This is a genomic window from Microcoleus sp. K5-D4 (genome assembly GCF_036704575.1).
Classification (GTDB): Bacteria; Cyanobacteriota; Cyanobacteriia; order Cyanobacteriales; family Microcoleaceae; genus Microcoleus.
The window spans coordinates 31,575-56,887 of sequence record NZ_JAUBSD010000033.1; the positions used below are offsets into that span (position 1 = coordinate 31,575).

Genomic DNA, 25,313 nt, shown 5'->3' on the forward strand with positions numbered 1-25,313 from the left:
TCGATTTTAGATTTTAGATTTTAGATTTTAGATTGGGGATGACTGATGATTATCGGGATTGGGTTCTTCATAAGTTATTCGCAATTATTCAATTCTTCAATCAAAAAGCTAAAGTCGCATAAGTCGCCGATTCCGGTAGAGACACGGCAATTCAGTGTCCCTAGGAATATCATGTGCTGTAAAAACCCGATCGCCTAGCAGCCTCCTCAGAAACGATATAAACATTCATCGGTTATTATCAAAAATTTGCGTATATTAACTTAAGTATTGCATCACTTTTTGTGTAAGTCCTATGGCACTAATTGTTCAGAAATATGGCGGAACCTCGGTTGGTACAGTCGATCGCATTCTGGAAGTAGCCAGACGAGTAGTAAAAACAGCACAGCTCGGCAACTCTCTCGTTGTCGTACTTTCAGCGATGGGCAAAACCACCGACGGTTTAGTTAAACTCGCCAAGGAAATTTCCGCAAATCCCAACAAGCGGGAAATGGATATGTTGCTTTCCACTGGCGAACAAGTCTCGATCGCACTTTTGAGCATGGCATTGCAGGAAATGGGACAGCCCGCAATTTCCCTCACCGGCGCCCAAGTCGGCATTGTCACCGAAGCGGCCCACACCCGCGCCCGGATTTTGCGAATTGACCCAAATCGGCTTGAAAGCCAGTTAAAAAGCGGTAAAGTCGTTGTGGTTGCCGGTTTCCAAGGCATCGCCGATGCCGGAGAATTGGAAATTACCACCTTGGGCCGCGGCGGTTCCGACACGACAGCAGTAGCCTTGGCTGCAGCGCTGCGGGCCGACAGGTGCGAAATTTATACTGACGTTCCCGGAATTCTGACTACAGATCCGCGCTTGGTTGCCGACGCGCAATTGATGGACGAAATCACCTGCGACGAAATGCTGGAATTGGCGAGTTTGGGCGCAAAAGTCCTCCACCCGCGCGCTGTAGAAATTGCCAAGAATTACGGCGTGCCGCTGGTAGTGCTTTCTAGCTGGAGTGACGCCCCCGGTACGCGGGTAGTGTCCCCACCCCCGCAACCCCGTCCTTTGGAGGGCTTGGAGCTCGCAAAAGCGGTGGATGCGGTGGAATTTGACTTAGATCAGGCGGGGGTGTCGCTGCTGCGTTTGCCCGATCGCCCCGGCGTAGCAGCGCGGTTGTTTGGTGCGATCGCGCAGCAAAACCTCGATGTAGACTTAATTATTCAGTCAATTCATGAAGGAAATACTAACGATATTGCCTTCACAGTGACGCGAAAATCTCTGCAACAAGCCGCCGCCGTTGCAGATGCAATTATCCCCGCCCTCGGCAAGAATTCTCGCCCCGAATTGGGAGAACCGGAAGTGAAAGCAGAAGAGCGGCCAATAGCTAAAGTTAGCATTGCGGGTGCGGGAATGATCGGTCGTCCGAGGGTAGCCGCGCAGATGTTTAAGACTTTAGCGGATGCGGGAATTAACATTCAAATGATTTCCACTTCCGAGGTAAAAGTTAGTTGTGCGATCGATGCTGAAGATTGCGATCGGGCCGTTGCCGAACTCTGCAAAACATTTGATGTTGCCAACTCCCCTATTGGGCTGCGTTCATCCTCTCACAAACCGCCTGCAGTCCGCGCCGTTGCGTTGGATCTCAATCAAGCGCGTCTAGCAATTCGCCAATTGCCCGATCGCCCCGGAGTAGCAGCAAAACTGTTCGGACTTTTAGCCGAGGAAAATATCAGCGTAGATACAATCATTCAATCGCAGCGCTGTCACAATATTGACGGCATATTAACTCGCGACATTGCATTTACCGTAGCACAAATTGACGCCGAAGCTGCTAAAAAAGCCCTCGAAAAAGCCGCGCCCGAATTTGGATGGGGCGAAGTAGCAGTCGATACACAAATAGCCAAAGTTAGCGTTGTCGGTTCCGGGATGGTAGCGCATCCGGGAGTAGCGGCAAAGATGTTTGAAGCGCTTTCCCGCCAGCAAATCAACATTCAAATGATTGCCACTTCCGAGATTAAAATTAGCTGCGTTGTGGATGAAGGACAAGGAGTAACTGCTTTGAAAGCAATTCACGCAGCCTTTGAACTTGCCGGCACCGAAAAAATCCAAGTTCCCGCCTAATCGAGGTTTGTAGTTGCGCTTCAGCGCCGGCAGACTCTGAATCCCAACTACAAGCTTAAAAATTTCATTAATTAGAGTTTTCGGTAGGGATACGGCACTGCCGTGTCCTTGCAAATATCGCGGACACCAGTGCTTTATCCCTCCCAATATATTAGGATTTGGGCACCGTACTGCCGTGTTCATACAAATATCGATCGACAGTCAACGCTCGGAGTTTTGAGTGCAAATTTCACAGCATGAGGCTGTGTTAAAATGAAACTGGCGATCGAATTAAGGAATTTAATCTTAGTCCTGTATTAGTAGGGTGCGTCAGAACCAAAATCCTCGACCGTCGCTCTCTACACCCGTCTGACGCACCTTACAAGTCGATGGGAGTGGCACACTTGCGTAAGTGCTGTTAGAAAAGAGCAACCTGTAAATATTCATTTATTTCTCTTGGCAATCCCTTCATTTCATCATACAATAAATTTTGACTTACTATTTCTTGTGCGATCGCCTCCACAACCGGTACACAAACCGAATTCCCAATTTGCTTGTAACTTTCCCCGGCACTCTGATAACTCTTAAAATCTTCAGGAAAACCCATAAGACGGTAACATTCCTTCAGCGTCAACTTTCTCACAATATCTTGCTCAGGAATGTAGATAAAAAACCTGCCCGATGTTTCTTGCGAAGGAATTGTGGGATGCACTCCATCTACCGAATAAATGCGATTAGGCTGTCTGTGAACCCTCGATAAATGTTCTGTATTTGGCCTCACGCCAGTTTTCCAAGTACCTTTATTTCTGTAACCTACGAACAAAAGTCCCGAATCTTGCTTTTTCGGAGACTCAATTAAAGTATACTCAGATTTATCCAATATTTCAAAATCCCCTGTCTCGTCTAGAAATTCCCTAAGTTGCGGAGGAAACTTACTTTTAAGTCGAGAAAAATTGAATTCTTTACCTTTAGTTGCAATAATGAATATTCTTTCACGATGTTGAGGAATTCCAAAGTCTTTAGCATTCAGCATTTTGTAATTCACGCTGTACCCCAACTCTCTAAGACTAGCAATAACTACTTTTAATGTATTTCCCTTGTCATGATGGATTAAGTGTTTTACATTTTCGAGAACGATAACTTTAGGCTGCTTGATTTTGATAATTTTACAAATCTCGAAAAACAGTGTGCCTCTAGTATCTTCAAAACCGAGCTTTTTGCCGCAGATGCTAAAAGGTTGACACGGAAACCCGGCGACTAAAATATCAAAGTCTTCTAACTCGACGGGATTAATTTTACTGATATCTCCAAAAGGAATCTCACCGAAATTTTCCGTGTAAACTTGTCGGCATTTGCTGTTAATTTCGCAGGACAAAACGCATTTAAAGCCGATTTTTTCAAACCCTTGTCTGAAACCTCCTATTCCTGAAAACAAATCTATAAATTTCATTTTGGCTCAGCTTTAACACAAACAAATCATCTATACAAGAATAACCGATTTTGCATCCTAGATAAGTGAGCAATGGCTAAAAAAACAGAATTCCCCGAGCCCAGACTTCTTGAAGGAGTCCGTGATATAACAGCGATCGCGTCTTAAGTTTACTCATCAATTTATCTGTCCAGTCCGATCGACTGTAGCATAGGAGCGATCGGCAAATTGCAGGAATTGTCGATCGCCCGAAACTTCCCCCCGCATTCAACCAACCAACCTGCCAAACTTGTCCCACAGCCGACTAAACTAGAAATAGCAAAAAAAATATAGCTATTGTTTACTTTTTTTCACCAACCATGAGTCAAACCTTGGAAAACCTCACCGCAATCGATGACAACCTATCCAAACGCCACCTCGACCTCGATCCGGGCGGCTACTTCATCATCTATCTCGATCGCGAAACCAGCTTAATTTGCGCCAAACATTTCACCAACATCATCGACGATCGCGGCCTCGCCGTCGATCCCGAAACTGGTAAACCCATCCCCGCCCGTGGCAAAGTAGAACGCACTCAGTCCACACTTTTTACCGGCCGAACCGCCAAAGAACTTTGCGTCAAAATCCTAGAAGAAACCCGCCCCTGTCCGGTGACAATGTTAGATCACGCGGCTTATCTGGGACGGGAATTTGTGCGGGCAGAAATTGCATTGTTGAGCGATCGAGAATACGTTCAAGATTAGTGCAGCCCTGCCAGAATTTCTTGACAAAACGGCAACAGATCGGATTTAGCAGCACCGATCACGAAAAACCTTGATACCAGAAATAAGTCACCATCGGAATCACTGTCGCCAATACCAACAGCACAACCACAACAACTGTGGCATTCCCTTGGTCTGTTTCTTCAGCTTTTTTAAACGTGCCTTCAACTTGAATGTTGTCAACAACTTCAGGAGGACCCGGATCGGGTTCGCCCGACAAAACAGTTGCAATGCGCGTACTTGCAGCCGAAAATGCCTCGTTGTATTTATTCGCTTCCCGTAGCGGCACTTGCACGGTTTCCCCTGCCACACTCTGGGCAATTTCATCGGTTAGCAGGGATTTCACCCCTTCCCCGGTACGAATTGCCGCGCTGTTGGTAACAGTGTCGAGAACGAGTAAAATTTGGTTAGTCTGGTCTTCTTTTGCGGGAAACCACTGTTCAAACAGTTGGTCGGTGAAAGTGGCAGCCGTTTCACCGTAGTCTAAGCGGTGGATGGTGACAAACCTGACTTGTTTTCCTGTTTTGTTTTCCAGGTTGTCGAGTACGCTGCTGATATTGCTTTCGCTGCTGCGGCTGAGCACGTCGCCTTTGTCGAACACCCAAGTTCGATCGCCCGCCGACAACACCGGTATTTCGTACACGCCCGTCGCCAATGCCGGCAATACCGCCATCTGGGATGCGATTAGGACGATCGCGATCGTCGCTGCCAAAGGTTGGAGATATTTTCTCCAGTTAAATAATTGCTTCAGGAGTCTAGTCATGAGGTTAACCGTAAAACTGACTTTTTTCCAAAAATACTATAGAAACCCCCGTAAAATTCATTTTATGCAGGGCAATATTTACAATTAGCTAGCCAGTGGAACTCCCCACCCGATTATTTTAGGATTCTAACTATGGAACCAGCAGACACTTATAAAGGTTGGATTATTCAATCCCAGAAAGTCTTCTACGTCGAGGTTTGGGATAGCCACGGCAACCGCCACGTCGCCGTCCAAAATGCCAAGACTGAGGAGGAAGCTTTGGAATTGGCCAAAAAGTGGATAGACAAATATGAGTCAAAACCCGGAAGAATGCCGATCGACGTACCCCATCCTTTCGGAGACATGATCGATATGCCATTTTAATTCAGTTGACTGTTGGCTGTTAACAGTTAACATTACAGCTTGTCGGGTACTCTACTAGAGACAAAACCTCTTCAAATCGAGCAATTATTGCAACTGACGCATCCGAAGAATAGGCCAGTTGCATCCCGGACTGCATTTGTCATGAGATAAAATTACGAAATTCCTCGCAACTTCCGCGTATTTTCTACCAAACTCCGAGCAAATTCGTCGAACCTTTCAGACAGTTTTTCATCCAACAATTTACCATCCGGACTAAAAGCTTTCCAAGCTTGTCCGATCGCAATTTGTTCGGGAATTACCCAAGCGTGTACCCATCTCAAAATCACGCGCAAATCGTTGAGTGCGTTGCTGTTAACTTGCCCTCCCAAAACGCTGATCGAACCCGCAACCTTCCCGTCCAAATGCTCAAAACTCATCAAATCCAGGGCATTCTTGAGAGCACCGCTGATGCTGCCGTGATACTCCGGCGTTGCCAAAATCAAGCCGTCGGCTTGCTTAACCGCATTCTGCAGCTTTTCCACATCCGGATAATCGATATAATCATTCTCACCATTGCAGAATGGCAGATTGAGCGATCGCAAATCGAATATTTCAACTTCCGCGCCCAGGGCTTGCGCCCGTTCTGCTGCCACCTTCAACGCTAACTGGCTGTAGGAGCCAGCCCGCAAACTTCCACCAATGCCGACAATTTTTACCATAAAGCTTAAAAACAATAACTGCTTCTCTAAAACGTACTCATTACGAGTATGATTAACATAGCAAGTTCGATCGGCAACTGTCAAGTAAAGTTTCCGATGTAGAAAATAGAAGGAAGAATAGAAGGTTATGGGTAGGAGGGGTGAGTGCTCATAAGCCCGGTAAGGGAAAACAGACTCGGAGCGTTCACAAGCCACTATTTTGAGGGGTTTCTTAAGATGCCCGCCAGAGATAAACCCATCCAACACCCGCCATCTTGTTAAAATAAATGAACGTAGCAAACCACAAGCGGTCAATCTTGGCAGTCTTCAACCTTGGGCAAAGCAATATGAAAAATTCTTGGAAACACGCATGGCTGGGGCATCTAGCTGTAAACAAAGACAAATCGAGCCAGAATCCTAAAAAATCAATTCCAGGACGGAATCTTTGGCGTATCCTGGGCAGTATGGTGATTTCTCAAGGAATATTGCTCTCGACCCCGGTGTTTGCCGAGAGCGCGCCAAACACCATGAGTTACAGCCAACTGATCGACAACATAGAAAAAGGGCAAGTCAGTAGAGTCGAAGTAGACGAAACTCAAAAAACTGCCAAGGTTAGGCTAAAAAATCAAAAAAGCGATCAAACACAATCAGTTAGTCTGTTCGACTACAACAACCGAGAACTGTACTCGCAAATCCGCGCCAAAAAGATTGACTTTGAAGTCAAACAAACAGCCGACAACGCCGCCGCAGTCAGTTTAGTAGTAAACTTGCTAGTGATTTTTGCAGTGTTGGCAGTGCTGATGGCAATCCTGCGCCGATCGACCCAATCTCAAGGAAATGCCATGAACTTCGGCAAATCCCGAGCCCGTTTCCAAATGGAAGCTAAAACCGGCGTGATGTTCGACGACGTAGCAGGCATCGAAGAAGCTAAAGAAGAACTGCAAGAAGTCGTAACCTTCCTCAAAAAACCCGAACGCTTCAACGCCATTGGCGCCAAAATTCCCAGAGGAGTTCTGTTAATCGGGCCTCCCGGAACCGGTAAAACAATGCTGGCAAAAGCCATCGCAGGCGAAGCAGCCGTCCCCTTCTTCAGCATCTCCGGTTCCGAATTTGTCGAAATGTTTGTCGGAGTTGGCGCCTCCCGCGTCCGCGACTTGTTCCGCAAAGCTAAAGAAAATGCCCCCTGCATCGTCTTCATTGACGAAATAGACGCCGTAGGAAGGCAGCGTGGCGCTGGTATCGGCGGCGGCAATGACGAACGCGAACAAACTCTCAACCAGTTGCTGACAGAAATGGACGGCTTTGAGGGTAACAGTGGCGTGATTGTGATTGCAGCTACTAACCGCCCCGACGTGCTCGATACCGCCCTGCTGCGACCCGGCAGGTTCGATCGCCAAGTAACGGTAGATTTACCCAGTTACAAAGGGCGTTTGGGGATTTTGCAAGTTCACGCGCGCAACAAAAAACTCGACCCAGAAGTTGCCCTAGACACGATCGCCCGCCGCACTCCCGGCTTTTCCGGCGCCGACTTGGCAAACTTGCTCAACGAAGCAGCTATTCTCACTGCGAGGCGTCGCAAAGACACGATTACTAACTTAGAAGTTCACGACGCGATCGACCGGATCACGATCGGGCTTACCCTCAACCCGCTGCTCGACAGCAAGAAAAAGTGGATGACAGCATACCACGAAGTCGGACACGCGCTAGTCGCGACCATGCTCAAAAATGCCGATCCAGTTGAAAAAGTAACGATTATTCCGCGTTCCGGCGGGGTCGAAGGCTTTACTAGCTTTGTGCTTGACGACGAAATGCTCGACAGCGAAGGTTTGAGGAGTCGGGCTTTGCTGTTAAACCGAATTAAAGTAGCTTTGGGGGGACGGGCGGCGGAAGCAGAAATTTATGGCGATGCTGAAATCGACACCGGTGCCGGTAGCGATCTCAAAAAAGTTAGCAGTCTCGCGAGGGAGATGGTAACGCTTTATGGAATGTCGGATTTGGGGCCTGTGGCTTTGGAAAGTCCGAACAATGAGGTGTTTTTGGGCCAAAACTGGAATTCGCGATCCGAGTATTCCGAAGACATGGCAATTAAGATCGATCGCCAAGTCCGGGAAATTGCCTTTGAGTGCTACGAAGAAGCTCGCCGAATTATCCGCGAAAACCGCGCTTTGGTAGACAAACTTGTCGAAGCGCTGTTGGATGAAGAAACAATCGACGGCGATGAATTCCGCCAAATTGTCGATCGGTACACCGAGTTGACCAAAAAAGAGTTAGCACCAACGTAAAGAGTCATAAGTCATTAGTTATTCAAGTTTGTAGTGAGGACTTTATTCCTCATTCTCGAAAAAATCAGGACTTTAGTCCTTACTACAAACCAAGAAAAATGGCTACTAACTAATGACTAATGACTAATGACTAATGACTACTAACAACTGACTAATTAAGATTGTTGCGCGTACATTTCCCGGAGTACCAAAGCCGGGTCTACCCAGCGGCCGCCGTACTTCAATCCCCAGTGCAAGTGAGGCCCACTCGTGCGGCCGGTCATCCCAACTCTGGCAATTCTCGCACCCGCAGGCACTGTTTGACCTTGCCAAATTTGCACAGTACCTTCACGATCGGTATAATAACGCCCGCCGTTAGCCGTTAGCACTCGGCCTCTGAGGTGACAGTAGATGTGTTCCCAATTTCCCGATCGCACCACCATACCAGTGCCGCACCGGCCATCTTCCCAAACTTCCACAATTTGCCCGCCCCACCAATTGCGGATATAGCTGCCTTCCGGGGCGGCCAAGTCCAAACCGTAATGAAAATCCCCGCCACGGGGGCCGAAGGCGGAAGTGTATGTTTCAAAGTTTTCGACTGGAAAAGAAGCTTCTTGCCACAAATTACCCGTCGCTACTCTGCTTGGTAAGCCTGACTGAGCTTTGACTACCTGCTGCTGCAAATAAGGGCTGATCAACACAATGCCGATCGAAAGTGCCAGCAGCAGCATATGTCTGAGACGAAAAAAGCGTTTTGCCGTCAGCGGGCCTCTAGAGTCTTGCAGGATTTTTTTCACGGCTCAAAGTTAAATGTGTGTGCGAGTTTGCGTTGTCTTTTAGGCTCACATCTTGCACCCTTGTCAATAAAGCTTTCAGGGGCGGGCTTTCCGGCCCCCCCCACAAAAAAATCATTCTTTGTGGAACGGGCATCTTGCCCGTTTCTCAGAAGGGTGCAAGATGTAAATTATGCCAATTCGCTGCAAGATTGGCTTTGAGCTCTACCCGCGATCGCGAATCAGTTTATCAACAACGTGTATCTTACTCCATCCAAAACCCGTGTCAAGGCTTCCGGGTAAATGCCCAGGGGTGATAAAAAAAAATTGGCCGAGGAATTCGTGCTGCGGTTGAATTCGATCAAGCTTTTGCTTGACACTATAGTTAAGTTCGGGGATTTTGGATGTCATCCAAAATTTCAAATTCATAACAGACATCAAGCAATGCTTACTGAAATTTTTCCCTTTAGTTTTGCCATAGATGCAACTGCGATCGCCGGTGCGTCCTTGTGGTCTTTGGCCCTGTACTGGGGCCTGTCGCCCGTGACAGAATGGGTAATCCTGCAACTCAACCGCTGGATGAATTTTGCCGAGAGATCCCTCTACACCTCGGAAGCCGAGTTTGAAAGAACCCGCCAAGCCAGAGAAGCTCAAAATGCGTTTTACGCTTCCCTATTGAGCATTTTGCCCTTTTTGATTGTGGGCGGATTGTGCAATTGGGGCGTTGAATTGTCTCTGGGCACTGGTTGGGCGGTATCTATGGGTACGATCGCCTGTATTGGTGGCGGCGTGTACGAGCTCGGCCGCCGGGACGGTCAATCTTAGGCGATTTGAGATTTTGGATTTTGGATTTTGGATTGCTCAAGATATTCGGAGATTTACCAGCCTCTAGAATTGATCGTAATCTCAAATCCAAAACTCCAACTCTTAAATAAATATGACATTTCCTGTTTATTTATCGATCGCGCCTCAAACAAAATTCATAATTTATCTTAACCGTAATCTGACTCAGGATGTTTGCCTAAAAGCCGCAGTTGGCGTTCTGTAGCGGTAGCGATAATTTCGGGGTTAAACTGCCACGGCCAAGGCGAAAATTTCTGCGCGATGTTGCGGTGGGAATAATGCACTTGCAGTAAGTAGCGAGTTCCATCTGTTGTCGTATTTTTGCCGCCGGAGTGCCAAATTTCACTGCGGAAAAACAGCACATCTCCTGCTTTGCACAAAACTGGTTCTGGGGAATGTCCGTTCCAAGTTTCTTCTCCGCGATCGGGTTTGCGACCAGATTTGTGACTGCCGGGAATAATGTAGGTAGGACAGAGGTCTTCTGCAATGTCGCTGAGATAGAAATGGGCTGTACAAATCCATACTGGCAGTTGAAAAGTGCGATCCTCTCCGAGGGCTGCGCTAACGGCAAACACGCTTTCGGGCACGGGTACAAATACCTGATCGACGTGGACCCGCCAACCGTCATAACCGGGTCCGCTTTTCCACGCAGTCATGCCGATAATGTGGCAATCGCTGCCCATTAATGCTTCTGCTAACTCAATTATTCCCGGTCGATCGGTATAGGAAAGCCACAGCCGATCGCGATTAAAAACGCACTTAAAATGCTGGTTCAATTCACTCCAACTGCTACCGTCGAGTCCGAAGGGTTGCAGGCGATCGAGTGCTTCCTTGGTTTGCGCCACTTCCGACGGAGTGAGTACACCAGGAATCAGCGCAAAACCATCTTCATGCACTGCTTCTGCTAGACCTGCGGTATCGAAAAGATCACAAGTCTTTTGGCGATAGCTGAAAACTTCGCTTAACGTGCTTGCGTTCATAATTCAAAAAGTAAAATTATTAACTGTTATTAAATTAACACTTATCCAGCTCGATACTTGCATACTATGAAACCAGCCACCCGGTTTATTGGTACATCAGGACTTACACAAAATTTAATTATGTCGGGCACGCACTGCTCACATTACGTCTGATTTGGGGATAAATCAAATGAAATACCAACCAGAACCAGTATCATTAAATCAAGCCCGCACCGCCTTCCAAAAAATCTGGGGATACGACGACTTTCGACCGCCCCAAGGAGAAATCGTCGGTAGTTTATTAGCCGGAAAAGATACAATTATAATTATGCCGACAGGTGGCGGCAAATCAATCTGCTTTCAACTGCCAGCTTTGTTACAAACAGGCTTAACGTTGGTAGTTTCGCCGTTAGTCGCACTGATGGAAAATCAAGTGCAAGAATTGCGCGAACGCAATCTTCCCGCTTCCCTCCTCCACAGTCAATTGCCAACAGCGCAGCGCCGACAAACTATGCAGTCGCTGCAACAAAACAAATTAAGGTTGCTGTACCTGTCTCCCGAAACATTACTCAGCAAACCTGTTTGGGAAATTATCAGTCAGCCACAGATCCAAATCAACGGTTTAATATTAGATGAAGCTCACTGTTTAGTGCAGTGGGGCGATACATTCCGACCAGCTTACCGCCGTTTAGGAACAGTGCGGTCGGCTTTGTTGAAAGCTAAACCAGCAAACAGTAAAATTGCGATCGCAGCTTTCACCGCTACCGCCAACCCGGAAGCACAGCAGACAATCAAAAATGTCTTGCAACTGCAAAAGCCCGAAGCCTTTCTGCTAAGTCCCTACCGTTCTAACCTGCACCTGCAAGTGCAGACTGTCTGGACGCCGAGAGGACGCAAGCAGCAATTATTAAATTTTATCAAAGAGCGACCAAATCAAGCAGGTTTAGTCTATGTCCGCACCAGAAAAGATAGCGAAAATTTGGCGGATTTGTTGGAAGCAGCAGGTTATGAAACAGCAGCATATCATGCAGGTTTGAGTCCAGAATCACGACGAAAAATAGAAACAGCTTGGCTGAACAATGATATTAAATTCGTGACTTGTACGTCAGCATTCGGGATGGGAATTAACAAGCCCGATGTCCGGTGGGTGGTTCACTTTCAAGCACCTTTGCTATTATCGGAATACATTCAGGAAATTGGTAGAGGCGGACGCGACGGCAAATCGGCGATCGCCCTGACATTGATTAGCGAACCTACGGGTTTGCTTTATCCTGAAGATAAACAAAGAAAGGAATTTTTTCAAGATAAATTGCGATCGCAATACCGAGAAGCTCAGCAATTGGCCAAAAAACTGCCAGTTAAAGGCGATATAGAAGCAGTTTCCCGCGAATTTCCCGAAAGTGCGATCGCCCTTTCAATCTTGCACAGTAGCGGACAATTAACATGGCAAGATCCTTTTAATTATGCGATCGATAAATCTCCCCAGCAAAAAGCGGAAAAATTAAATTTTACCGCAGCGGAAGAAATGGCTAAATATCTCAAACATCGCGAGTGTAGGTGGCAATTTTTGCTGCAAGCTTTTGGGTTTGCCAAGGAAGCTAAATCAATGCGCTGCGGCCACTGCGATAATTGTCGATAGAATTGACGATTATACTCAAACGACTTAACCACTCCGACCAAAGAAACCGGGTTTTTTACCCAGTCTGCGCGCCCAAAGGAAGTATTGCTGTGAAAAAACCCGGTTTCTCGCTGCCCGTGCGATCGCGAACTAACTCACAGATGTTATGATGACGATATTTGCTTTACACACTTGGCAAAAAATAGTAAAAAGTAAATGATAGAAACAGACACTGCGGCACAGATTTACACAGTAGAAAATACAGAGGAATTCGATCGCAGTAATGTCAATCAGCGATTAGATATTTGGCTGTCAAACCAGATACCGGACTTATCCCGATCGCGAATCCAAACTCTAATATCACAAGGCAACGTCAAAGTCAACGACGAAACCTGCACATCGAAAAAAATATCAGTAAAAACGGGCGATCGCATCCACCTCACTTTACCCGAAACCGAGCCCACAAAGTTGCAGCCGGAAGCAATTCCCCTCGACATCCTCTACGAAGATGACAGCCTCATTATCATCAACAAACCAGCCGGATTAGTCGTCCACCCAGCCGCCGGACACCAAGACGGTACATTAGTCAACGCCCTCTTAGCCCACTGTCCCCTAGCAGAAATAGGCGGAGTTCAGCGGCCGGGAATCGTACACAGATTAGACAAAGATACAACAGGTGCGATCGCGATCGCCAAAACCGACATCGCCCACCAACACCTGCAAGCCCAACTCAAAACCAAAACCGCCCGCCGCGAATATTTAGGCATAGTTTACGGTGCTCCCAACACCGAAACAGGCACAATAGACCTACCCATCGGGCGGCATCCCACAGACCGCAAAAAAATGGCAGTAGTACCAGTAGAAAAAGGCGGTCGCCCCGCAGTTACTCACTGGACAATCAAAGAAAGAATCGGCAACTATTGCTTAATGCACTATCAATTAGAAACCGGCCGCACCCATCAAATTCGCGTCCATACAGCGGAAATAAAACATCCGATTGTGGGCGACCCGATGTACAGTTCCAACCGTTCTATCGGCGTCAATTTAACCGGACAAGCCCTCCACGCATGGCGGCTGACATTGCAGCATCCCGTAACAGGAGAATTAATAGAGGCGATCGCCCCTTTGCCCGATCAATTCAACACTTTGTTAAAAATATTGCGGTTGCGGGCTAATATTTGATAATTACTATACCATTTGTCTAAGCTGTGAGGACAAGCTGCCATCAAACGCTTGGATAGCCTTTATTCAATTTTTGTTCTCATCTGCCTGTCGGCTGCTATAAGTAGATCAAAAGCTGTACTTTTGTGATAAGCAACCCTAAAGTGGTATAAGCCTCAATCTACTATTTTCAAAGAAATTTACTCAAACCGTAACGGGAGAACAAAAACATGATCGATCCATTGTCTGTTGTTGCTGGAACAGTTATCACGGTAATACTGCCCAAAGTTTTGGAGAAAGTTGGTGAAAACATAGGCGAAGCTGTCTGGGAAAAAAGTGCAGAAGCAATTCAGACTGTACATCAGACTGTCCAAGGCCAATTGCAAGTAGCTGGTACAGGCGGGTTACTGACACGAGCAGAAGCAAATCCAACTCAGGCTAATGTGCAGGTACTTGAAGCGGAATTGGTAAGCCAGATGGAAGAAGATCGAGAGTTTGCTGCCCGGTTAACAGAATTGGTTAACCAAATTCAGTCTCAATCTCCCGCCGTGCAAGTGATTTTGGATAAACTGCGGATCACAGGGAAGCTAGACTTAGGAAACATTACACAAATCAAAGAGGGGCAAACCTCTGCCAAGCAGTTGCTAGGCAGAGACTGGCAAGTTGGAAGTGATGCGAAAGTTGGTGACATAACCCAGGAAAATCGAGGTGACAAATAATCAGCCAGGAGATGACCCAAGCCCAGAAACTCAGCAGAACCTGCTGAACAAGATTACAGTCGGTGGCAGTCTGACTGTCGGGGACATTAATCAGCAGCTCGTCACGCAGAATATTGCCACGCAAAATATTTTTCTCATCGCATCGCCTGATCAGCAGGAACAAATTAGTCGAAAAATTCATGGAGTTCCACCTCCAAGTTCTACTGCCAGTAGAAATGCAGCAGTAATCCCACCCCTGTGTTCTCCCCCAGTAATCTCAACATTTGAATTTGAAGTAGTAAAGGTGGATGCTAAGGGGAGAGAAGTTAACCCTTGCTGTAAACAGGCGCAGCACTTCATAGACAGTTTGGGCGGTGCAGTTGAGCTGGAAATGGTTTCCATCCCAGGTGGTAAATTTACAATGGGAGCGCCCCAAGAAGAACTTGAATCCCGCGAGGATGAACGTCCCCGACATCTAGTTACTGTAAAACCCTTCTTTATGGGTAAGTATCCCATTACTCAGGCACAGTGGAGAGCGATCGCATCCCGACCAAAAATCAAGCATGACCTCGATCCCAATCCCTCTTGCTTTAAAGGAGATCATCGACCCGTTGAACGGGTTTCTTGGTATGATGCTGAGGAGTTTTGCGATCGACTGTCGAAGGAAACAAAACGGGTTTATCGTTTACCAAGCGAAGCCGAATGGGAATACGCTTGTCGAGCTAGAACAGCAACCCCATTTCACTTTGGTGGAACAATCACAACTAATTTGGCAAATTTTTGTGAACAAGACCAGAGCATGAATAAAGTTGAGCGCAAGCAAACAAACGATGTTGGTAGTTTCCCAGCTAATGCTTTTGGACTGTGCGACATGCACGGGTTAGTCTGGGAATGGTGTGCTGACTGCGAACATGAAAATTATCAAGGTGCACCATTCGATGGTAGTGCATGGCTAAATAATGGCAATGAGGAATATAGAATTTTACGCGGTGGTTCTTGGGATTCTTTTCCTCATTTGTGTCGTTCTGCATCTCGCTTTTCCGAAAATCCAACCATCACTGACAAGGAATTTGGTTTTCGGGTTGTCTTTTCTTTTACGTAAAGTTTGCTAATTACTATGTAATCAACTTATAAATCCTTGCCTTGAAATCGGCAATAAACGATGAATCAGAAAGTTGTATGCTCATCTCGCGGCGGATTTGAACTTTGGGATTGATTAATAACCTTCTACACGGCTCTCTGTAAGGGTGAGAAAGCCAATTCCAACTTCCTATAACAGCAAATTTATCATCGCAAACCAAAATTTTTTCATTGGTTCCTCTACTTTCTATATATATTTCTTTCCCTAATCGAATTAAACGTGAACCTGGATGCTGGGAAAATAAATCTCTCAACTCTTTTTCAGCTTGAGCATCATTATTATCATTATCTTCGTTACCTTTTTTTCCGTAAATCACTGTAACCTTAACCCCTTTTTGCAACGCTGAGACAATCTCAGACACAAACCATTTTGGTTCATTACCGCGAATCCAAGGTGAGACAATCAAAATTTCGCGTTCTGCTTGCTCAATAGCTTCTCTAAAAATTGTTAAATGGTCGCAATCATAAATTGGAGTCGCTCCAGGCTGTTGCTGCGGAATTTCGGCCTCCGATTTATACTCTAAAATAACACCCTGCTCTCTAATGTGTTCAATAAGCTGACGAGTATATATTCCACCTTGCTCTAATCGATAAAGATTGCCAACGACAATAAATAGTTCTTTGGCTCTCGATACAGCAACATTAAAAAGGTTCGGCCGCCTATTTATCCAACTAACATTATCTTGCGAGCTGCACACCTTGGTGGACAGAATAATTACCTTTTTTTCAGAACCCTGAAAAGTATGGATCGTCCCTACAGATTTCCGATCTAATCCACGAAATTTTTTAACTAAATGCTCCCTCAACCCACCAGAATGAAGGTTAAATGGTGAAATAACACCGATGTCTTCTAATAAATAACCTTGATTTTGTAAGTGCTGGAACAAATCACTAATGGCAGTAACTTCATCCTCGTTAATATTCCCCCTAATGCTACCCTCAACATGGTAAGCAATTAAGTTTGATTCTAATCGTGAGGAAGTTGGTTTTGTTTGTACTTCTAACCCATAGCCAGCAATAGTATTGCAATATTGAATAATACTAGGTTGACATCGAAAATGCTCTAGCAAACAAATCCCTTGACCCTTATCGTTGTCTTCTCCACTTGCTCCTGCCGCCCGATGATAGGAAGTGGCACTATATTCCTCCTCCGGACTGTAACGATGGTAATCAATTTCAGTTAATCCTTTACCAAGGAAAGCTGTTTGACGATAGTTAATGCGTCTCTGTTTGCTGAGAGGAATTACAGGCTCAATTTGTAAAGGGTCTCCGACAATAATAGCTTTGCGCGAGCGCACTAATAAAGGAAATGTTTGATGCTGCGGTATCATTCCTGCTTCATCTACGATTGCGCGAGCGACACATCTCTTAGTCCAGGGCAGCATATTTCGTACTGAAAGCAATGTCACGGTGATGACAGGAAATATTAAACTCAGATATTTAATATGCTCATCTAAGTTTTCCGCCATCTTATATTTAGATTTCCAAGTTCCTGATAGAAAACTTAAATACAGTTCTAAACTCTGTTTTATCCTATCTTTATTGTGAAGTGCTTGCTGAGTAAGAAATTCCCGCGATAGCTTAAATAGTTCCTGGTGTTTCTCATGAAAATCTTGATTAAAAAAAGCATAAAAATCTTTTATTTCAGTCGCCAATCTGTTTTCTATGGCTGTTAGTTCCAAGCCTAACTCATTACTTTCTCGCTCTAGACTGTCGATATCTTCAGATATTTTTTGTAAACGTATTTGTACTTTTTTGAGTTCATCTATCTTTTCTAACCGTTCTCGAACCAATCGCGCTTGTTCAACCAAATCACTGCGACTTTTGAGAGCCTCTAGACGAAAGCGGGTTCCCACTGTGTTTAAGATTTCTGGTTTAGATTCTTCAGCCGTTTTTATCAGAATCTGTCTTTCTGTCCTGCCTGTAAACCAAAGTAATATTCTCTTCCACCAAGATATCCTCCCTTGAGGTAGTCGCATTTCAGCAGTGTCAAAGATTACTTGAAGCCGCTGATAAGCATGAAGAGGAAGTTGTTCATACTCCGCCAAATCTGCTGCTCTTCCCTGAAAGTTAATGCGAGCAGCTACCGTTTCCTCTAAATCCTGTTGTAGTATTTCTATTTTTTTCAGAACATGAGACTGTCGTTCTTCATCTAAACCTCTTCGATAACGCAGTTCTAAATAATTAGACTCTTCACCTATAAACTCATCTTTAATTTGTTTTATTCTCTGCTTTATAAAATTGCACCGATGTTCATCGAAGCTGTTTTTTTGTAAATAAATCAGTGCCTGTTGTAGCTGCTCTACTGCTCCTCCGGATGATTGGATCTTAATCTTATCTCCACCTTTGAGATAAAAAAAATCATGTTCTAGTAATTCATCTTTTAACCATTCACCCATTTTTTCAATAACATTTTCAACGGCTTTCTTATTTGTACTACTAATAACTGTCAGATTATTGATATCCTCCTGAGCCTCAATTAATCTGAGTGCCCGGTTTACTACCTGTTGAGCGATAAGATGAAGGATGAGGGTAGTTTTCCCCGAACCAGGTGGGCCTTGGACAGCCGTCACAGGTTCGCTTTGAGCGTGTTTCAGTGCTGTTAATTGTGAATTAGTCGGTGCATGGGTTGGGAAAGCACCCATATAAGTAACCTTGTGTTCTGGAGGTTGAGGTGCACCGAACAGATATTCATAAGCTGGATGTCCTTTTGACCAGTCTTTTGACCCTGCCTTAATCTCTTTCAGGTCTTTCTTTAGATTCCATGAAAATGGGCCTCCTGTAAACTCAAACAAGTACGGCCGCCGTTGAATTTGGCGACGAGGTAAGCTCACCTGCTGCATCCACTTTTCATAAGTTTGAACCTCAAGTTTAAAGGTTGTTTGGAGAAATTGTCGCAGCCCATCTTGGGTAATCAAGTCCTCGCGCTCTTCCTCATCCAGTCCTAGGAAGGTCGTTACGTTCTCTCCTGCTTCTGTGAGTTTTAGCTCGTCTAAGTTCCATCCCTCTTCTCGGTATTCTCCTTTGAGAATCGATGTAACTTCCAAGTTAAACAAAGGACAAAGATAAGATTTTCCCTTTTCTACATCTAAAACTTGCGGAAAGGATAAAACCCATACTGGTTCCTGTTGATCTTGTTGCCTTTGGTTAACTTTTTGTTGTAGCTCTTCAAAGATAGCTTGCTCAATTAATACACTATCGCCTACTAGCCCGATCCCACGCTGTTTTACCTTATCCTGCTTGGCTGGGTCAATCCTGGCATTACTGTAATCATCCAAATCAATGTAGTCGAACCATGCGTTGAGAATTGCATCTACCTTGGCTGCATTGTTCAAGATTCCCTCCAGGATATGGTTTTTACCTTAACTGTTTTTTATAGCACAAGTATCACTTAGATGCTAGTGCAAGTCGGGGATAGTAATGCTCTATACAAATTTGTTGATGTCCAACATATCAATGTAGCCGTTTATCTCATTTCTCCCAATCTTATCTAGTTTTATAGGTGCGATCGAGTTCTTGCAACCCTGACACCAGATTGCCCAGTTCCATGACGTAAGCGCCCCTAATCTTCTTTGTGTTGCTAAAACTCACCTTGGCATCGCTAAATACAACTACTGGAGTGACCTTGGTTAACTTCTTAGCTTTTTTGATAGCCGTGACTTCTTTGGCAATCTGTGCCAGAAAGTCTTTCTCAAAATCTCTCAATTTCCCGTAAGATAGACGCTTGAGCACATCCCCATCCAACAGAACTACGGTTGAGTGAGACTTCACATCAAGGATAAAATTGACTCCTTTAGGCGATCGCAGCCACACATCGATATCGCCTACTTCCGGCAATCTTAAGTTGTACTCCACTATCCATCCAGATTGGATTAGGGACTCCAAAACTTGCTGAATCTTTTCTTCACCACAGGCCCCTTGGTCAAATCTCTGAGACGACTTCCAAAACGTTTTCCCGTCCTCAATGAACGGCAGGGCGATTAATGCCCCTATCAAAAGAGCCGCAACCAAAAATAAAGGATTAAAAGGTGCTACCGCGTATACCAGCAGTGGCAACAACACCAACCCTGTTGCTGCACCGTACCTGTATAAGGCTTTGGTACGAAGCTGTTTAGCATGGCGACGCAATGGTTTTCCAGCACCTTCGTTATATTGCGGCTGCATAAATGCACCTATGCACTTAGAGTTAACAATGAGAAAAGGTCGAATTATTTTTCTTCCTTCTTCCCTCTTCCTTCTTCCCTCTTCCCTCTTCCTTCTTCCTTCTTCCGACGCACATCGGACTGACATCCGTTACATCCGTTACATCCGTTACACAATCCGTTGCCGAACTTCCTTCTTCCTAATGACAAAAAATTATGAGTCCCGAGTTTTGGATTCCAAGTTTAGTAAAAAACTCAAACCTCAAAACTCAAGACTCAAAACTCTCTCAGCCTAAAAGCCGATCGATTCAGTCGGCCCGACACAAATAATCGCATCAGGGCAGCATCAATTACCGGCGACGGGGAACCATCGTATCGATATTGATATTAGCTAGAGGCACGCGCTGCGGCGGAGTAGCAGGCATGGGCATATTGCGCGCCATACCCAAATAGTTCGACGGATCGCCAGCCTTCGGTTGCTGCTCTTGAGGCACAAAACGGCGCACGCCAGTCTGCCAGATGATTTGCGGGAAGCCAAGCTGCGAACGGTGGTATTCGCTATAGCGCGGCGTTTTCAAGTTGAAAGGAGTGTCTCCTCCAACTCGCTGAGGCAAAATTCGGCGCTGCTGGTAAGGTACGGTATCGTAGCCGAACTTATCCAGGTACTCTTCGCTATTGACCAACTCGTCAATAAAGCCTTGAGGCCCCTTATTGGCTACCACGATCGACCAAGCAATCTTTTCGCGCTCGCTGTACACATCCCGGCCCAAAATGCGCTGCACGCACATTTCCACAAACCGGTAATTGCTGTTAGTTTGATAATTCCGCTCCAAGAAAGGAGAAGAAGTCGCCAAACCGCGAATAAAGTCCCGCACAGTAATTTGGCCGAACTTGAGTTGCGACTCCAAAGACTTTTGGCGGTTGCTCTTGAGGATTTGGTGTTCGCTGTAAATCTGGCGATATCCAGCCCAAATCAAATTTTCCATGTCTCCAGACGAGAGCACATTTTCAGTTGTGAAAATTCTCGGCTGCTCGTCGCTCCCCACTTCAAAACCAGCAACGCGCTGGTTTTGGCTGTTGGGGGCGTAGCTTAATAAAGGAAGCGCCACGTTAAAATCTCCGTTATCTCAAATTTCAGAAATAGTTGACACCGTGAGCTGCCAGCATAACGGATACAACTAACCAACATACAGATTAGGGGATTCCCGCAATCTAAATCTGATTTTCCTGAATTTTTGCAACAATCTGTAACATTTGTTGACTTTGGGGAAGGAAGAGGGAAGTTCGGCAACGGATTGTGTAACGGATGTAACGGATGTAACGGATGTAACGGATGTCAGTCCGATGTCCGTCGGAACAAGGAAGAGGGGAGAGGGAAGTTATGCAGAAAGAAGGCTCGTTCCCCGGAAACGGGCAGGAACGCCGCTCGGCGAGGCTCTGCCTGGTCAAACAGGAGGCAAACGGCTCCGACCAAGCATTCCCAGGCAAAGCTGGGGGAACGAGCTTAAGAGCTGGGGAACGAGCTTACAAATTACCAGCCCAGAGCCGAATAAAACTCGCTGGCGGGTACTTGATCTCCTGCTGCTTCTGATGTTGCATCCGAGTCTGGTTGCACCCGAATTTCGGTACAAAAAGTCGATGTGCTGAAACCGCCAAAGCGCTTTACGGTACTCGTCCGCATCCGCACGTTCGGATTAGCAAACCAGAAACGCTCGATCGAACTCATCGTCTCGTATTCCGTAATCAGCAGCAGCCCATCCTCATCATCCATCTCAAAACGGCCAGCCACAGGCACAATTTCCGCATAGCCTCGTTCGCGCAACATCAAGCCCTGCCGGGGATTTTCAGGATCGGGGACGATCGCGAACACCGTAGACCCTTTATGATTCTCATCATCCTTATCCCACGCCATCGAGCCGTGCCATGTCACAAAAGCCCCCCCAGCAGCCCGGCTCGGATCAACTTCGTGCATCTTGCAAATCTCCGCGACTCTAGCGTCATCGGCAGCTAGGGCTGTTACCTGAATATTTGAATCCCCAATCTCCGCTTGGCGGAAAGCGAGGTGGTGAGTGCTGCGCTGAGAACGCCACTCCCCAGCACTGCTTTGAAAAAACTCCATTGCATCCATACGAACTAGCTCCTTTGGCTTATGCTTCCCGGTGTTGACGCCTTTTTATGATAGAGCTCCCCCCACTTAGATGTACTTTTGCTACACAAATTAGTCTCAAAATGTCTACTTTGGACATATTGTCAAGTGAATGTTATGATAGTTTACAATGTAGGAGACACAACAAATCCTGCGAAACGTCATTCCGATCAATTTCGCATCAATCTCAGCAAACTGGAGGAGCGATTTATGGATATGCCTACAACCAGCCTCAGCATGGAACAGCAGTTCAAACTTCAAGTGCTGCGCGAAGAAGTAAAAAGGTTAAGCCAAGACCAAGCTCAGGAATACTTGCTCGAAGTTATGCGGCAAAACATGGTTAAAGAAAACCTGTTCAAGCATTGGATGAAGAATATGTGAACTCTTCGAGCATTTCTTCACAAAAATCAGCGGCTTATATCTGCAAAAAGTACGATCGAGCTTTTAATCATAAAATCCAGAATCCCGCTTTCTCCAAGAAAGCGGGATTCTCAATCCAGAAAAGTTTTACGCGGTTTTTTCTGTTGCTACCAAACTCAGCAAATTAAATGTTTTTACTCTCTTAAAGAGGGACGATAGTTTGTGTAGCGACAGGTTTCAACCTGTCGGGGACTCAACCAAAACGGCCACTCACATAATCTAAAGTAGACTCTTCCTTCGGACTTTGGAAAATTACCTCAGTCTTATCACACTCCACAAGATAGCCAAACCGCTTCCCATCGTCAGAAAGTTTAGCATTGAAAAAAGCAGTCAGGTCAGAAACCCGAGAAGCCTGCTGCATATTGTGAGTAACGATCACAATCGTATACTTCTCCTTGAGTTCCCGCATCAACTCCTCAATCTTAATCGTAGAAATCGGGTCAAGAGAAGCGCAAGGTTCATCCATTAACACTACATCAGGATTAATCGCGATCGCCCTAGCAATACACAAACGCTGCTGCTGGCCACCCGAAAGAGAAAAACCGCTTTGCTTCAACTTATCCTTCACCTCATCCCACAAATAAGCTTGGCTGAGCGATTTTTCCACCAGCTCATCCATATCTCCCTTATAATTGTTTACCCTCGCACCGTAAGCAATATTGTCATAAATCGACTTCGGGAAAGGATTCGGCTTTTGAAACACCATCCCAATCTTGCGGCGCACCGCCACAGCATCAATATCGGGATCGTAAAGATTTTGACCGTGGTAATCAATTCTACCCTCTAAACGAAAACCGCTCACTAAATCGTTGAGCCGGTTAAAACATCGCAGAATTGTACTTTTACCGCAGCCAGACGGCCCAATCAAGGCAGTAATGCGATTTTTAGGAATCTCCATTGAAACATTTTTAACCGCGTGAAAAGCGCCGTAAAAAATATTGATATTTTCTGTCCGTAAAACTGTTTCCGTTTGCTTGTCTAAATCCATCATCATACAGGTAAGTATCCAATCGAATTTTACAAAATAAGGAGAAGATGAGAGTGGGAAAGTTGGAGATAAGGAAAATCTTCCTTCTTTTTACCCGTTCGCCAAGTCGAAGAATCTTCTTCCTTCAATAAACTTTTTGGCGAGTAGCCCAGCGAGAAAGAATACTCGTCAGCAAAACCATTATCACCAAAATCAAAGATGCCGCCCAAGCCAATTCTTTCTGTGCCTTAAAAGGAACCGTTGCAAAGTTGTACACCAAAACCGAAAGACTCGGAGTTGGCTTATCAAATCCTGCCGGCCAAAAAGGCGAATTCAGCGCCGTAAAAATCAAAGGAGCAGTTTCTCCAGCAGCGCGAGCAATTGCCAGCGTCACGCCCGTTAAAATAGCTGGAATGGCCGCAGGCAAAACCACCTGCAACACCGTCTGATAATTAGAAGCACCCACACCAACCGACGCCCATCTAATATCTTGCGGGACGATTTGTAGAGCTTCGTCAGTAGTCCGCACAATCGTGGGCAACATCAGCACAGCCAACGCCGCACCCCCTGCAATTGCCGAAAAACCTCCCATATTTACCACGAACAAACCGTAGGCAAATACCCCGGCAATAATCGAAGGAACGCCGCTGAGGACATTAGTAGCAAAGCGTACCCAGCGAGCTACTTGGCCGCTGCTGAACTCCGACAAATAAACTGCTGCCAATACACCAAAAGGAACAGCAATTAAAGAAGCAATTCCCACCGTCATCAATGTACCGAGAATTGCATTAGCAATACCGCCTCCCGATAGTCCGGGCGGCGGTGGCAGCTTGGTAAACAAGTCTAAATTCAGGCGATTGAAACCTTGTACGGTGACATAGGAAAGAACTGCAAACAAAGGCAGCAGAGTGATGGCCAGACTAGCTCCAGCCAGTACAGTCATCCCCAGACCAAACAGCGCTTGCGGGCTGTTTTTAACCTTCTTTAAACTGCCTGTTTTCGATACCAAAGAATTCTCATCGGAGACGCTATTTGACATAAACTAAAAATATGTAGGAAATGGCGGCAAACTTCTAGTTGTACTTCGCTCTTACTTGAGAGACAATCCACTCTGCCAAAATATTAACAATCAGTGTCATAATAAACAGAATTAGCCCTGTGTACATCAGAGCTGCTACTTGCAAACCGGAGGCTTCCGCAAACTGATTTGCCATCAGAGAAGCAATAGTATTTGCCGGAGCTAGCACAGAAAGACTTAACTGATTGGAATTACCAATTAACAGAGTTGCAGCCATTGTTTCTCCCATGGCGCGACCGAGCCCAAGCATAATTCCGCCGACAATGCCGGAAAAAGCTGCCGGTACGAGCACTCTAAAAATTGTAGTCCAGCGAGTAGCTCCTAAACCTAGAGATGCTTGCCGCAATTCGGGCGGGAGACTTGCCAAAGAGTCGCGGGAGATAGCTGTAATAATGGGCAAAGTCATGATTCCCAAAATTACTCCGGCTGGTAACATTCCCGGCCCAACTGGCGAGGTGCTAAAAATCGGCAGCCATCCGAAAGTGCCGTTGAGAAACTTGCCGAGAGTGGTAATCATGGGAATCAATACAGCAATTCCCCACAAACCGTAGACTACGCTGGGAATGGCGGCTAAAAGTTCTACTAAAAAAACTAAAGCTGTACGCACTGGTAGCGGCAGAAAGTCCTCGCTCAAGAAAATGGCAGTCCCTACTCCTAATGGTACTGCAATTAGGAGCGCGATCGCCGAACTGACGATCGTCCCGTAAATCATCGGCAGCGCACCGTACTCTTCTTTAACCGGATTCCAGCTACTGCCAAACAGAAAGCCCAAACCGTACTGTTGAATCGCCGGTAAAGCCCGATAAGCAACCGTGAGCGCGATTACCAGCAAAATTACACCAACTCCTATGCCCAAAATCCGCGTGAGCCAGATAAAGCCTTGATCTAAGGACTTTTCTGCCCCAGAGCGAGATCGGGTCTGCGATCGAGCGCTGTTATTATCTGAAATCATAGAAAAAAAACCAAATATATAGTAGCCGAAAATAGCCTGTTTCGGAAAAAGCTAGAACGAAGCAGAAAGAAAGACCATAAAT

General features: G+C 45.9%; 24 protein-coding genes. 10 read left to right on the forward strand and 14 right to left on the reverse strand.

From position 1 onward, the window contains the following. Positions 1-292 precede the first annotated feature (292 nt). On the forward strand, positions 293-2,101 hold the full coding sequence (locus QUA77_RS12875; protein ID WP_333036833.1) for an aspartate kinase: 1,809 nt from the start codon (positions 293-295) through the stop codon (positions 2,099-2,101). A gap of 397 nt (positions 2,102-2,498) precedes the next feature. Here QUA77_RS12875 and dcm read toward each other — a convergent pair whose 3' ends face one another. Further along, positions 2,499-3,530 (reverse strand): DNA (cytosine-5-)-methyltransferase, encoded by a 1,032-nt coding sequence (gene dcm, locus QUA77_RS12880; protein WP_333450422.1) that lies wholly within the window; start codon positions 3,528-3,530, stop codon positions 2,499-2,501. A 76-nt stretch (positions 3,531-3,606) separates the two neighbouring features. Then, positions 3,607-3,807, reverse strand: a complete 201-nt coding sequence (locus tag QUA77_RS12885; protein ID WP_333450424.1) for a hypothetical protein — start codon at positions 3,805-3,807, stop codon at positions 3,607-3,609. A gap of 61 nt (positions 3,808-3,868) precedes the next feature. Here QUA77_RS12885 and QUA77_RS12890 point away from each other — a divergent pair, with 61 nt between their 5' ends. Continuing rightward, complete coding sequence (locus QUA77_RS12890) at positions 3,869-4,252, forward strand: DUF4346 domain-containing protein (protein ID WP_333323420.1); 384 nt, start codon at positions 3,869-3,871, stop codon at positions 4,250-4,252. Between the two features lie 58 nt (positions 4,253-4,310). On the opposite strand, the gene psb32 is transcribed toward QUA77_RS12890, so the two are convergent. Beyond that, positions 4,311-5,033 carry a photosystem II repair protein Psb32 gene (psb32, locus tag QUA77_RS12895; RefSeq protein WP_333450426.1) on the reverse strand — a complete coding sequence of 241 codons (723 nt, stop codon included), beginning with the start codon at positions 5,031-5,033 and terminating at the stop codon, positions 4,311-4,313. Positions 5,034-5,165: 132 nt separating this feature from the next. Here psb32 and QUA77_RS12900 point away from each other — a divergent pair, with 132 nt between their 5' ends. After that, on the forward strand, positions 5,166-5,396 hold the full coding sequence (locus QUA77_RS12900; RefSeq protein WP_333083630.1) for a hypothetical protein: 231 nt from the start codon (positions 5,166-5,168) through the stop codon (positions 5,394-5,396). A 152-nt stretch (positions 5,397-5,548) separates the two neighbouring features. On the opposite strand, the gene QUA77_RS12905 is transcribed toward QUA77_RS12900, so the two are convergent. Beyond that, entirely contained in the window at positions 5,549-6,094 is a 546-nt protein-coding gene (locus QUA77_RS12905) for an NADPH-dependent FMN reductase (RefSeq protein WP_333036842.1), read from the reverse strand. A gap of 326 nt (positions 6,095-6,420) precedes the next feature. Between QUA77_RS12905 and ftsH the strand changes: the two genes are divergently transcribed. Further along, entirely contained in the window at positions 6,421-8,355 is a 1,935-nt protein-coding gene (gene ftsH / locus QUA77_RS12910; protein WP_333450428.1) for an ATP-dependent zinc metalloprotease FtsH, read from the forward strand. A 155-nt stretch (positions 8,356-8,510) separates the two neighbouring features. Here ftsH and QUA77_RS12915 read toward each other — a convergent pair whose 3' ends face one another. Together QUA77_RS12915 and QUA77_RS12920 are read right to left on the reverse strand one after the other, a co-directional pair. Next, complete coding sequence (locus QUA77_RS12915; RefSeq protein WP_333036920.1) at positions 8,511-9,065, reverse strand: M23 family metallopeptidase; 555 nt, start codon at positions 9,063-9,065, stop codon at positions 8,511-8,513. 267 nt (positions 9,066-9,332) lie between these two features. After that, positions 9,333-9,518, reverse strand: a complete 186-nt coding sequence (locus tag QUA77_RS12920) for a hypothetical protein (RefSeq protein WP_333036844.1) — start codon at positions 9,516-9,518, stop codon at positions 9,333-9,335. Positions 9,519-9,551: 33 nt separating this feature from the next. Here QUA77_RS12920 and QUA77_RS12925 point away from each other — a divergent pair, with 33 nt between their 5' ends. Next, entirely contained in the window at positions 9,552-9,932 is a 381-nt protein-coding gene (locus QUA77_RS12925; RefSeq protein WP_333036846.1) for a hypothetical protein, read from the forward strand. A gap of 167 nt (positions 9,933-10,099) precedes the next feature. Here QUA77_RS12925 and QUA77_RS12930 read toward each other — a convergent pair whose 3' ends face one another. Beyond that, positions 10,100-10,930, reverse strand: coding sequence for a phytanoyl-CoA dioxygenase family protein (locus QUA77_RS12930; protein ID WP_333450430.1), 831 nt, complete (start codon positions 10,928-10,930; stop codon positions 10,100-10,102). Between the two features lie 169 nt (positions 10,931-11,099). On the opposite strand from QUA77_RS12930, the gene QUA77_RS12935 reads away from it, so the two are divergent. The 4 genes from QUA77_RS12935 (at position 11,100) to QUA77_RS12950 (ending at position 15,488) form a co-directional block, all read left to right on the forward strand. After that, complete coding sequence (locus QUA77_RS12935) at positions 11,100-12,548, forward strand: ATP-dependent DNA helicase RecQ (protein WP_333450432.1); 1,449 nt, start codon at positions 11,100-11,102, stop codon at positions 12,546-12,548. Positions 12,549-12,743: 195 nt separating this feature from the next. Beyond that, positions 12,744-13,709: an RluA family pseudouridine synthase gene (locus tag QUA77_RS12940; protein WP_333450434.1), complete on the forward strand. Its 966-nt coding sequence runs from the start codon at positions 12,744-12,746 to the stop codon at positions 13,707-13,709. Positions 13,710-13,918: 209 nt separating this feature from the next. Further along, positions 13,919-14,407, forward strand: coding sequence for a hypothetical protein (locus QUA77_RS12945; RefSeq protein ID WP_333450436.1), 489 nt, complete (start codon positions 13,919-13,921; stop codon positions 14,405-14,407). Continuing rightward, positions 14,397-15,488 carry a formylglycine-generating enzyme family protein gene (locus tag QUA77_RS12950; protein ID WP_333450438.1) on the forward strand — a complete coding sequence of 364 codons (1,092 nt, stop codon included), beginning with the start codon at positions 14,397-14,399 and terminating at the stop codon, positions 15,486-15,488. Before QUA77_RS12945 ends, QUA77_RS12950 begins: the two co-directional genes overlap by 11 nt. Positions 15,489-15,501: 13 nt before the next feature. On the opposite strand, the gene QUA77_RS12955 is transcribed toward QUA77_RS12950, so the two are convergent. The 4 genes from QUA77_RS12955 to QUA77_RS12970 form a co-directional block, all read right to left on the reverse strand. Next, entirely contained in the window at positions 15,502-18,861 is a 3,360-nt protein-coding gene (locus QUA77_RS12955) for an AAA domain-containing protein (RefSeq protein WP_333450440.1), read from the reverse strand. 151 nt (positions 18,862-19,012) lie between these two features. Next, complete coding sequence (locus QUA77_RS12960) at positions 19,013-19,816, reverse strand: NERD domain-containing protein (protein ID WP_333450442.1); 804 nt, start codon at positions 19,814-19,816, stop codon at positions 19,013-19,015. Positions 19,817-20,018: 202 nt separating this feature from the next. Further along, positions 20,019-20,777: a phycobilisome rod-core linker polypeptide gene (locus QUA77_RS12965; RefSeq protein WP_333036856.1), complete on the reverse strand. Its 759-nt coding sequence runs from the start codon at positions 20,775-20,777 to the stop codon at positions 20,019-20,021. Positions 20,778-21,199: 422 nt separating this feature from the next. Continuing rightward, the gene (locus tag QUA77_RS12970) at positions 21,200-21,796 is read right to left on the reverse strand and encodes a phycobiliprotein lyase (protein WP_333078001.1); all 597 of its coding nucleotides are present in this window, start codon (positions 21,794-21,796) and stop codon (positions 21,200-21,202) included. Between the two features lie 135 nt (positions 21,797-21,931). On the opposite strand from QUA77_RS12970, the gene QUA77_RS29305 reads away from it, so the two are divergent. Further along, positions 21,932-22,195, forward strand: coding sequence for an NblA/ycf18 family protein (locus QUA77_RS29305; RefSeq protein WP_445242210.1), 264 nt, complete (start codon positions 21,932-21,934; stop codon positions 22,193-22,195). Between the two features lie 232 nt (positions 22,196-22,427). Here the strand turns inward: QUA77_RS29305 and pstB are convergent, their stop codons facing one another. From pstB to pstC, 3 genes are all read right to left on the reverse strand, one after another. Next, positions 22,428-23,228, reverse strand: coding sequence for a phosphate ABC transporter ATP-binding protein PstB (gene pstB / locus QUA77_RS12980; RefSeq protein WP_333036858.1), 801 nt, complete (start codon positions 23,226-23,228; stop codon positions 22,428-22,430). 118 nt (positions 23,229-23,346) lie between these two features. Then, positions 23,347-24,240: a phosphate ABC transporter permease PstA gene (gene pstA / locus QUA77_RS12985; RefSeq protein WP_333060391.1), complete on the reverse strand. Its 894-nt coding sequence runs from the start codon at positions 24,238-24,240 to the stop codon at positions 23,347-23,349. A gap of 34 nt (positions 24,241-24,274) precedes the next feature. Further along, positions 24,275-25,231 (reverse strand): phosphate ABC transporter permease subunit PstC, encoded by a 957-nt coding sequence (pstC, locus tag QUA77_RS12990; protein WP_333036860.1) that lies wholly within the window; start codon positions 25,229-25,231, stop codon positions 24,275-24,277. Between the last annotated feature and the right edge of the window lie 82 nt (positions 25,232-25,313).

Bases quoted from the DNA above. Each gene is read 5' to 3' on its own strand.
- QUA77_RS12875 (WP_333036833.1), top strand. From the start codon at position 293: ATGGCACTAATTGTTCAGAAATATGGCGGAACCTCGGTTGGTACAGTC.
- dcm (WP_333450422.1), bottom strand. From the start codon at position 3,530: ATGAAATTTATAGATTTGTTTTCAGGAATAGGAGGTTTCAGACAAGGG.
- QUA77_RS12890 (WP_333323420.1), top strand. From the start codon at position 3,869: ATGAGTCAAACCTTGGAAAACCTCACCGCAATCGATGACAACCTATCC.
- psb32 (WP_333450426.1), bottom strand. From the start codon at position 5,033: ATGACTAGACTCCTGAAGCAATTATTTAACTGGAGAAAATATCTCCAA.
- QUA77_RS12900 (WP_333083630.1), top strand. From the start codon at position 5,166: ATGGAACCAGCAGACACTTATAAAGGTTGGATTATTCAATCCCAGAAA.
- QUA77_RS12905 (WP_333036842.1), bottom strand. From the start codon at position 6,094: ATGGTAAAAATTGTCGGCATTGGTGGAAGTTTGCGGGCTGGCTCCTAC.
- ftsH (WP_333450428.1), top strand. From the start codon at position 6,421: ATGAAAAATTCTTGGAAACACGCATGGCTGGGGCATCTAGCTGTAAAC.
- QUA77_RS12915 (WP_333036920.1), bottom strand. From the start codon at position 9,065: ATGCTGCTGCTGGCACTTTCGATCGGCATTGTGTTGATCAGCCCTTAT.
- QUA77_RS12920 (WP_333036844.1), bottom strand. From the start codon at position 9,518: ATGACATCCAAAATCCCCGAACTTAACTATAGTGTCAAGCAAAAGCTT.
- QUA77_RS12925 (WP_333036846.1), top strand. From the start codon at position 9,552: ATGCTTACTGAAATTTTTCCCTTTAGTTTTGCCATAGATGCAACTGCG.
- QUA77_RS12930 (WP_333450430.1), bottom strand. From the start codon at position 10,930: ATGAACGCAAGCACGTTAAGCGAAGTTTTCAGCTATCGCCAAAAGACT.
- QUA77_RS12935 (WP_333450432.1), top strand. From the start codon at position 11,100: ATGAAATACCAACCAGAACCAGTATCATTAAATCAAGCCCGCACCGCC.
- QUA77_RS12940 (WP_333450434.1), top strand. From the start codon at position 12,744: ATGATAGAAACAGACACTGCGGCACAGATTTACACAGTAGAAAATACA.
- QUA77_RS12945 (WP_333450436.1), top strand. From the start codon at position 13,919: ATGATCGATCCATTGTCTGTTGTTGCTGGAACAGTTATCACGGTAATA.
- QUA77_RS12960 (WP_333450442.1), bottom strand. From the start codon at position 19,816: ATGTCAGTCCGATGTGCGTCGGAAGAAGGAAGAAGGAAGAGGGAAGAG.
- QUA77_RS12970 (WP_333078001.1), bottom strand. From the start codon at position 21,796: ATGGATGCAATGGAGTTTTTTCAAAGCAGTGCTGGGGAGTGGCGTTCT.
- QUA77_RS29305 (WP_445242210.1), top strand. From the start codon at position 21,932: ATGATAGTTTACAATGTAGGAGACACAACAAATCCTGCGAAACGTCAT.
- pstB (WP_333036858.1), bottom strand. From the start codon at position 23,228: ATGATGATGGATTTAGACAAGCAAACGGAAACAGTTTTACGGACAGAA.
- pstA (WP_333060391.1), bottom strand. From the start codon at position 24,240: ATGTCAAATAGCGTCTCCGATGAGAATTCTTTGGTATCGAAAACAGGC.
- pstC (WP_333036860.1), bottom strand. From the start codon at position 25,231: ATGATTTCAGATAATAACAGCGCTCGATCGCAGACCCGATCTCGCTCT.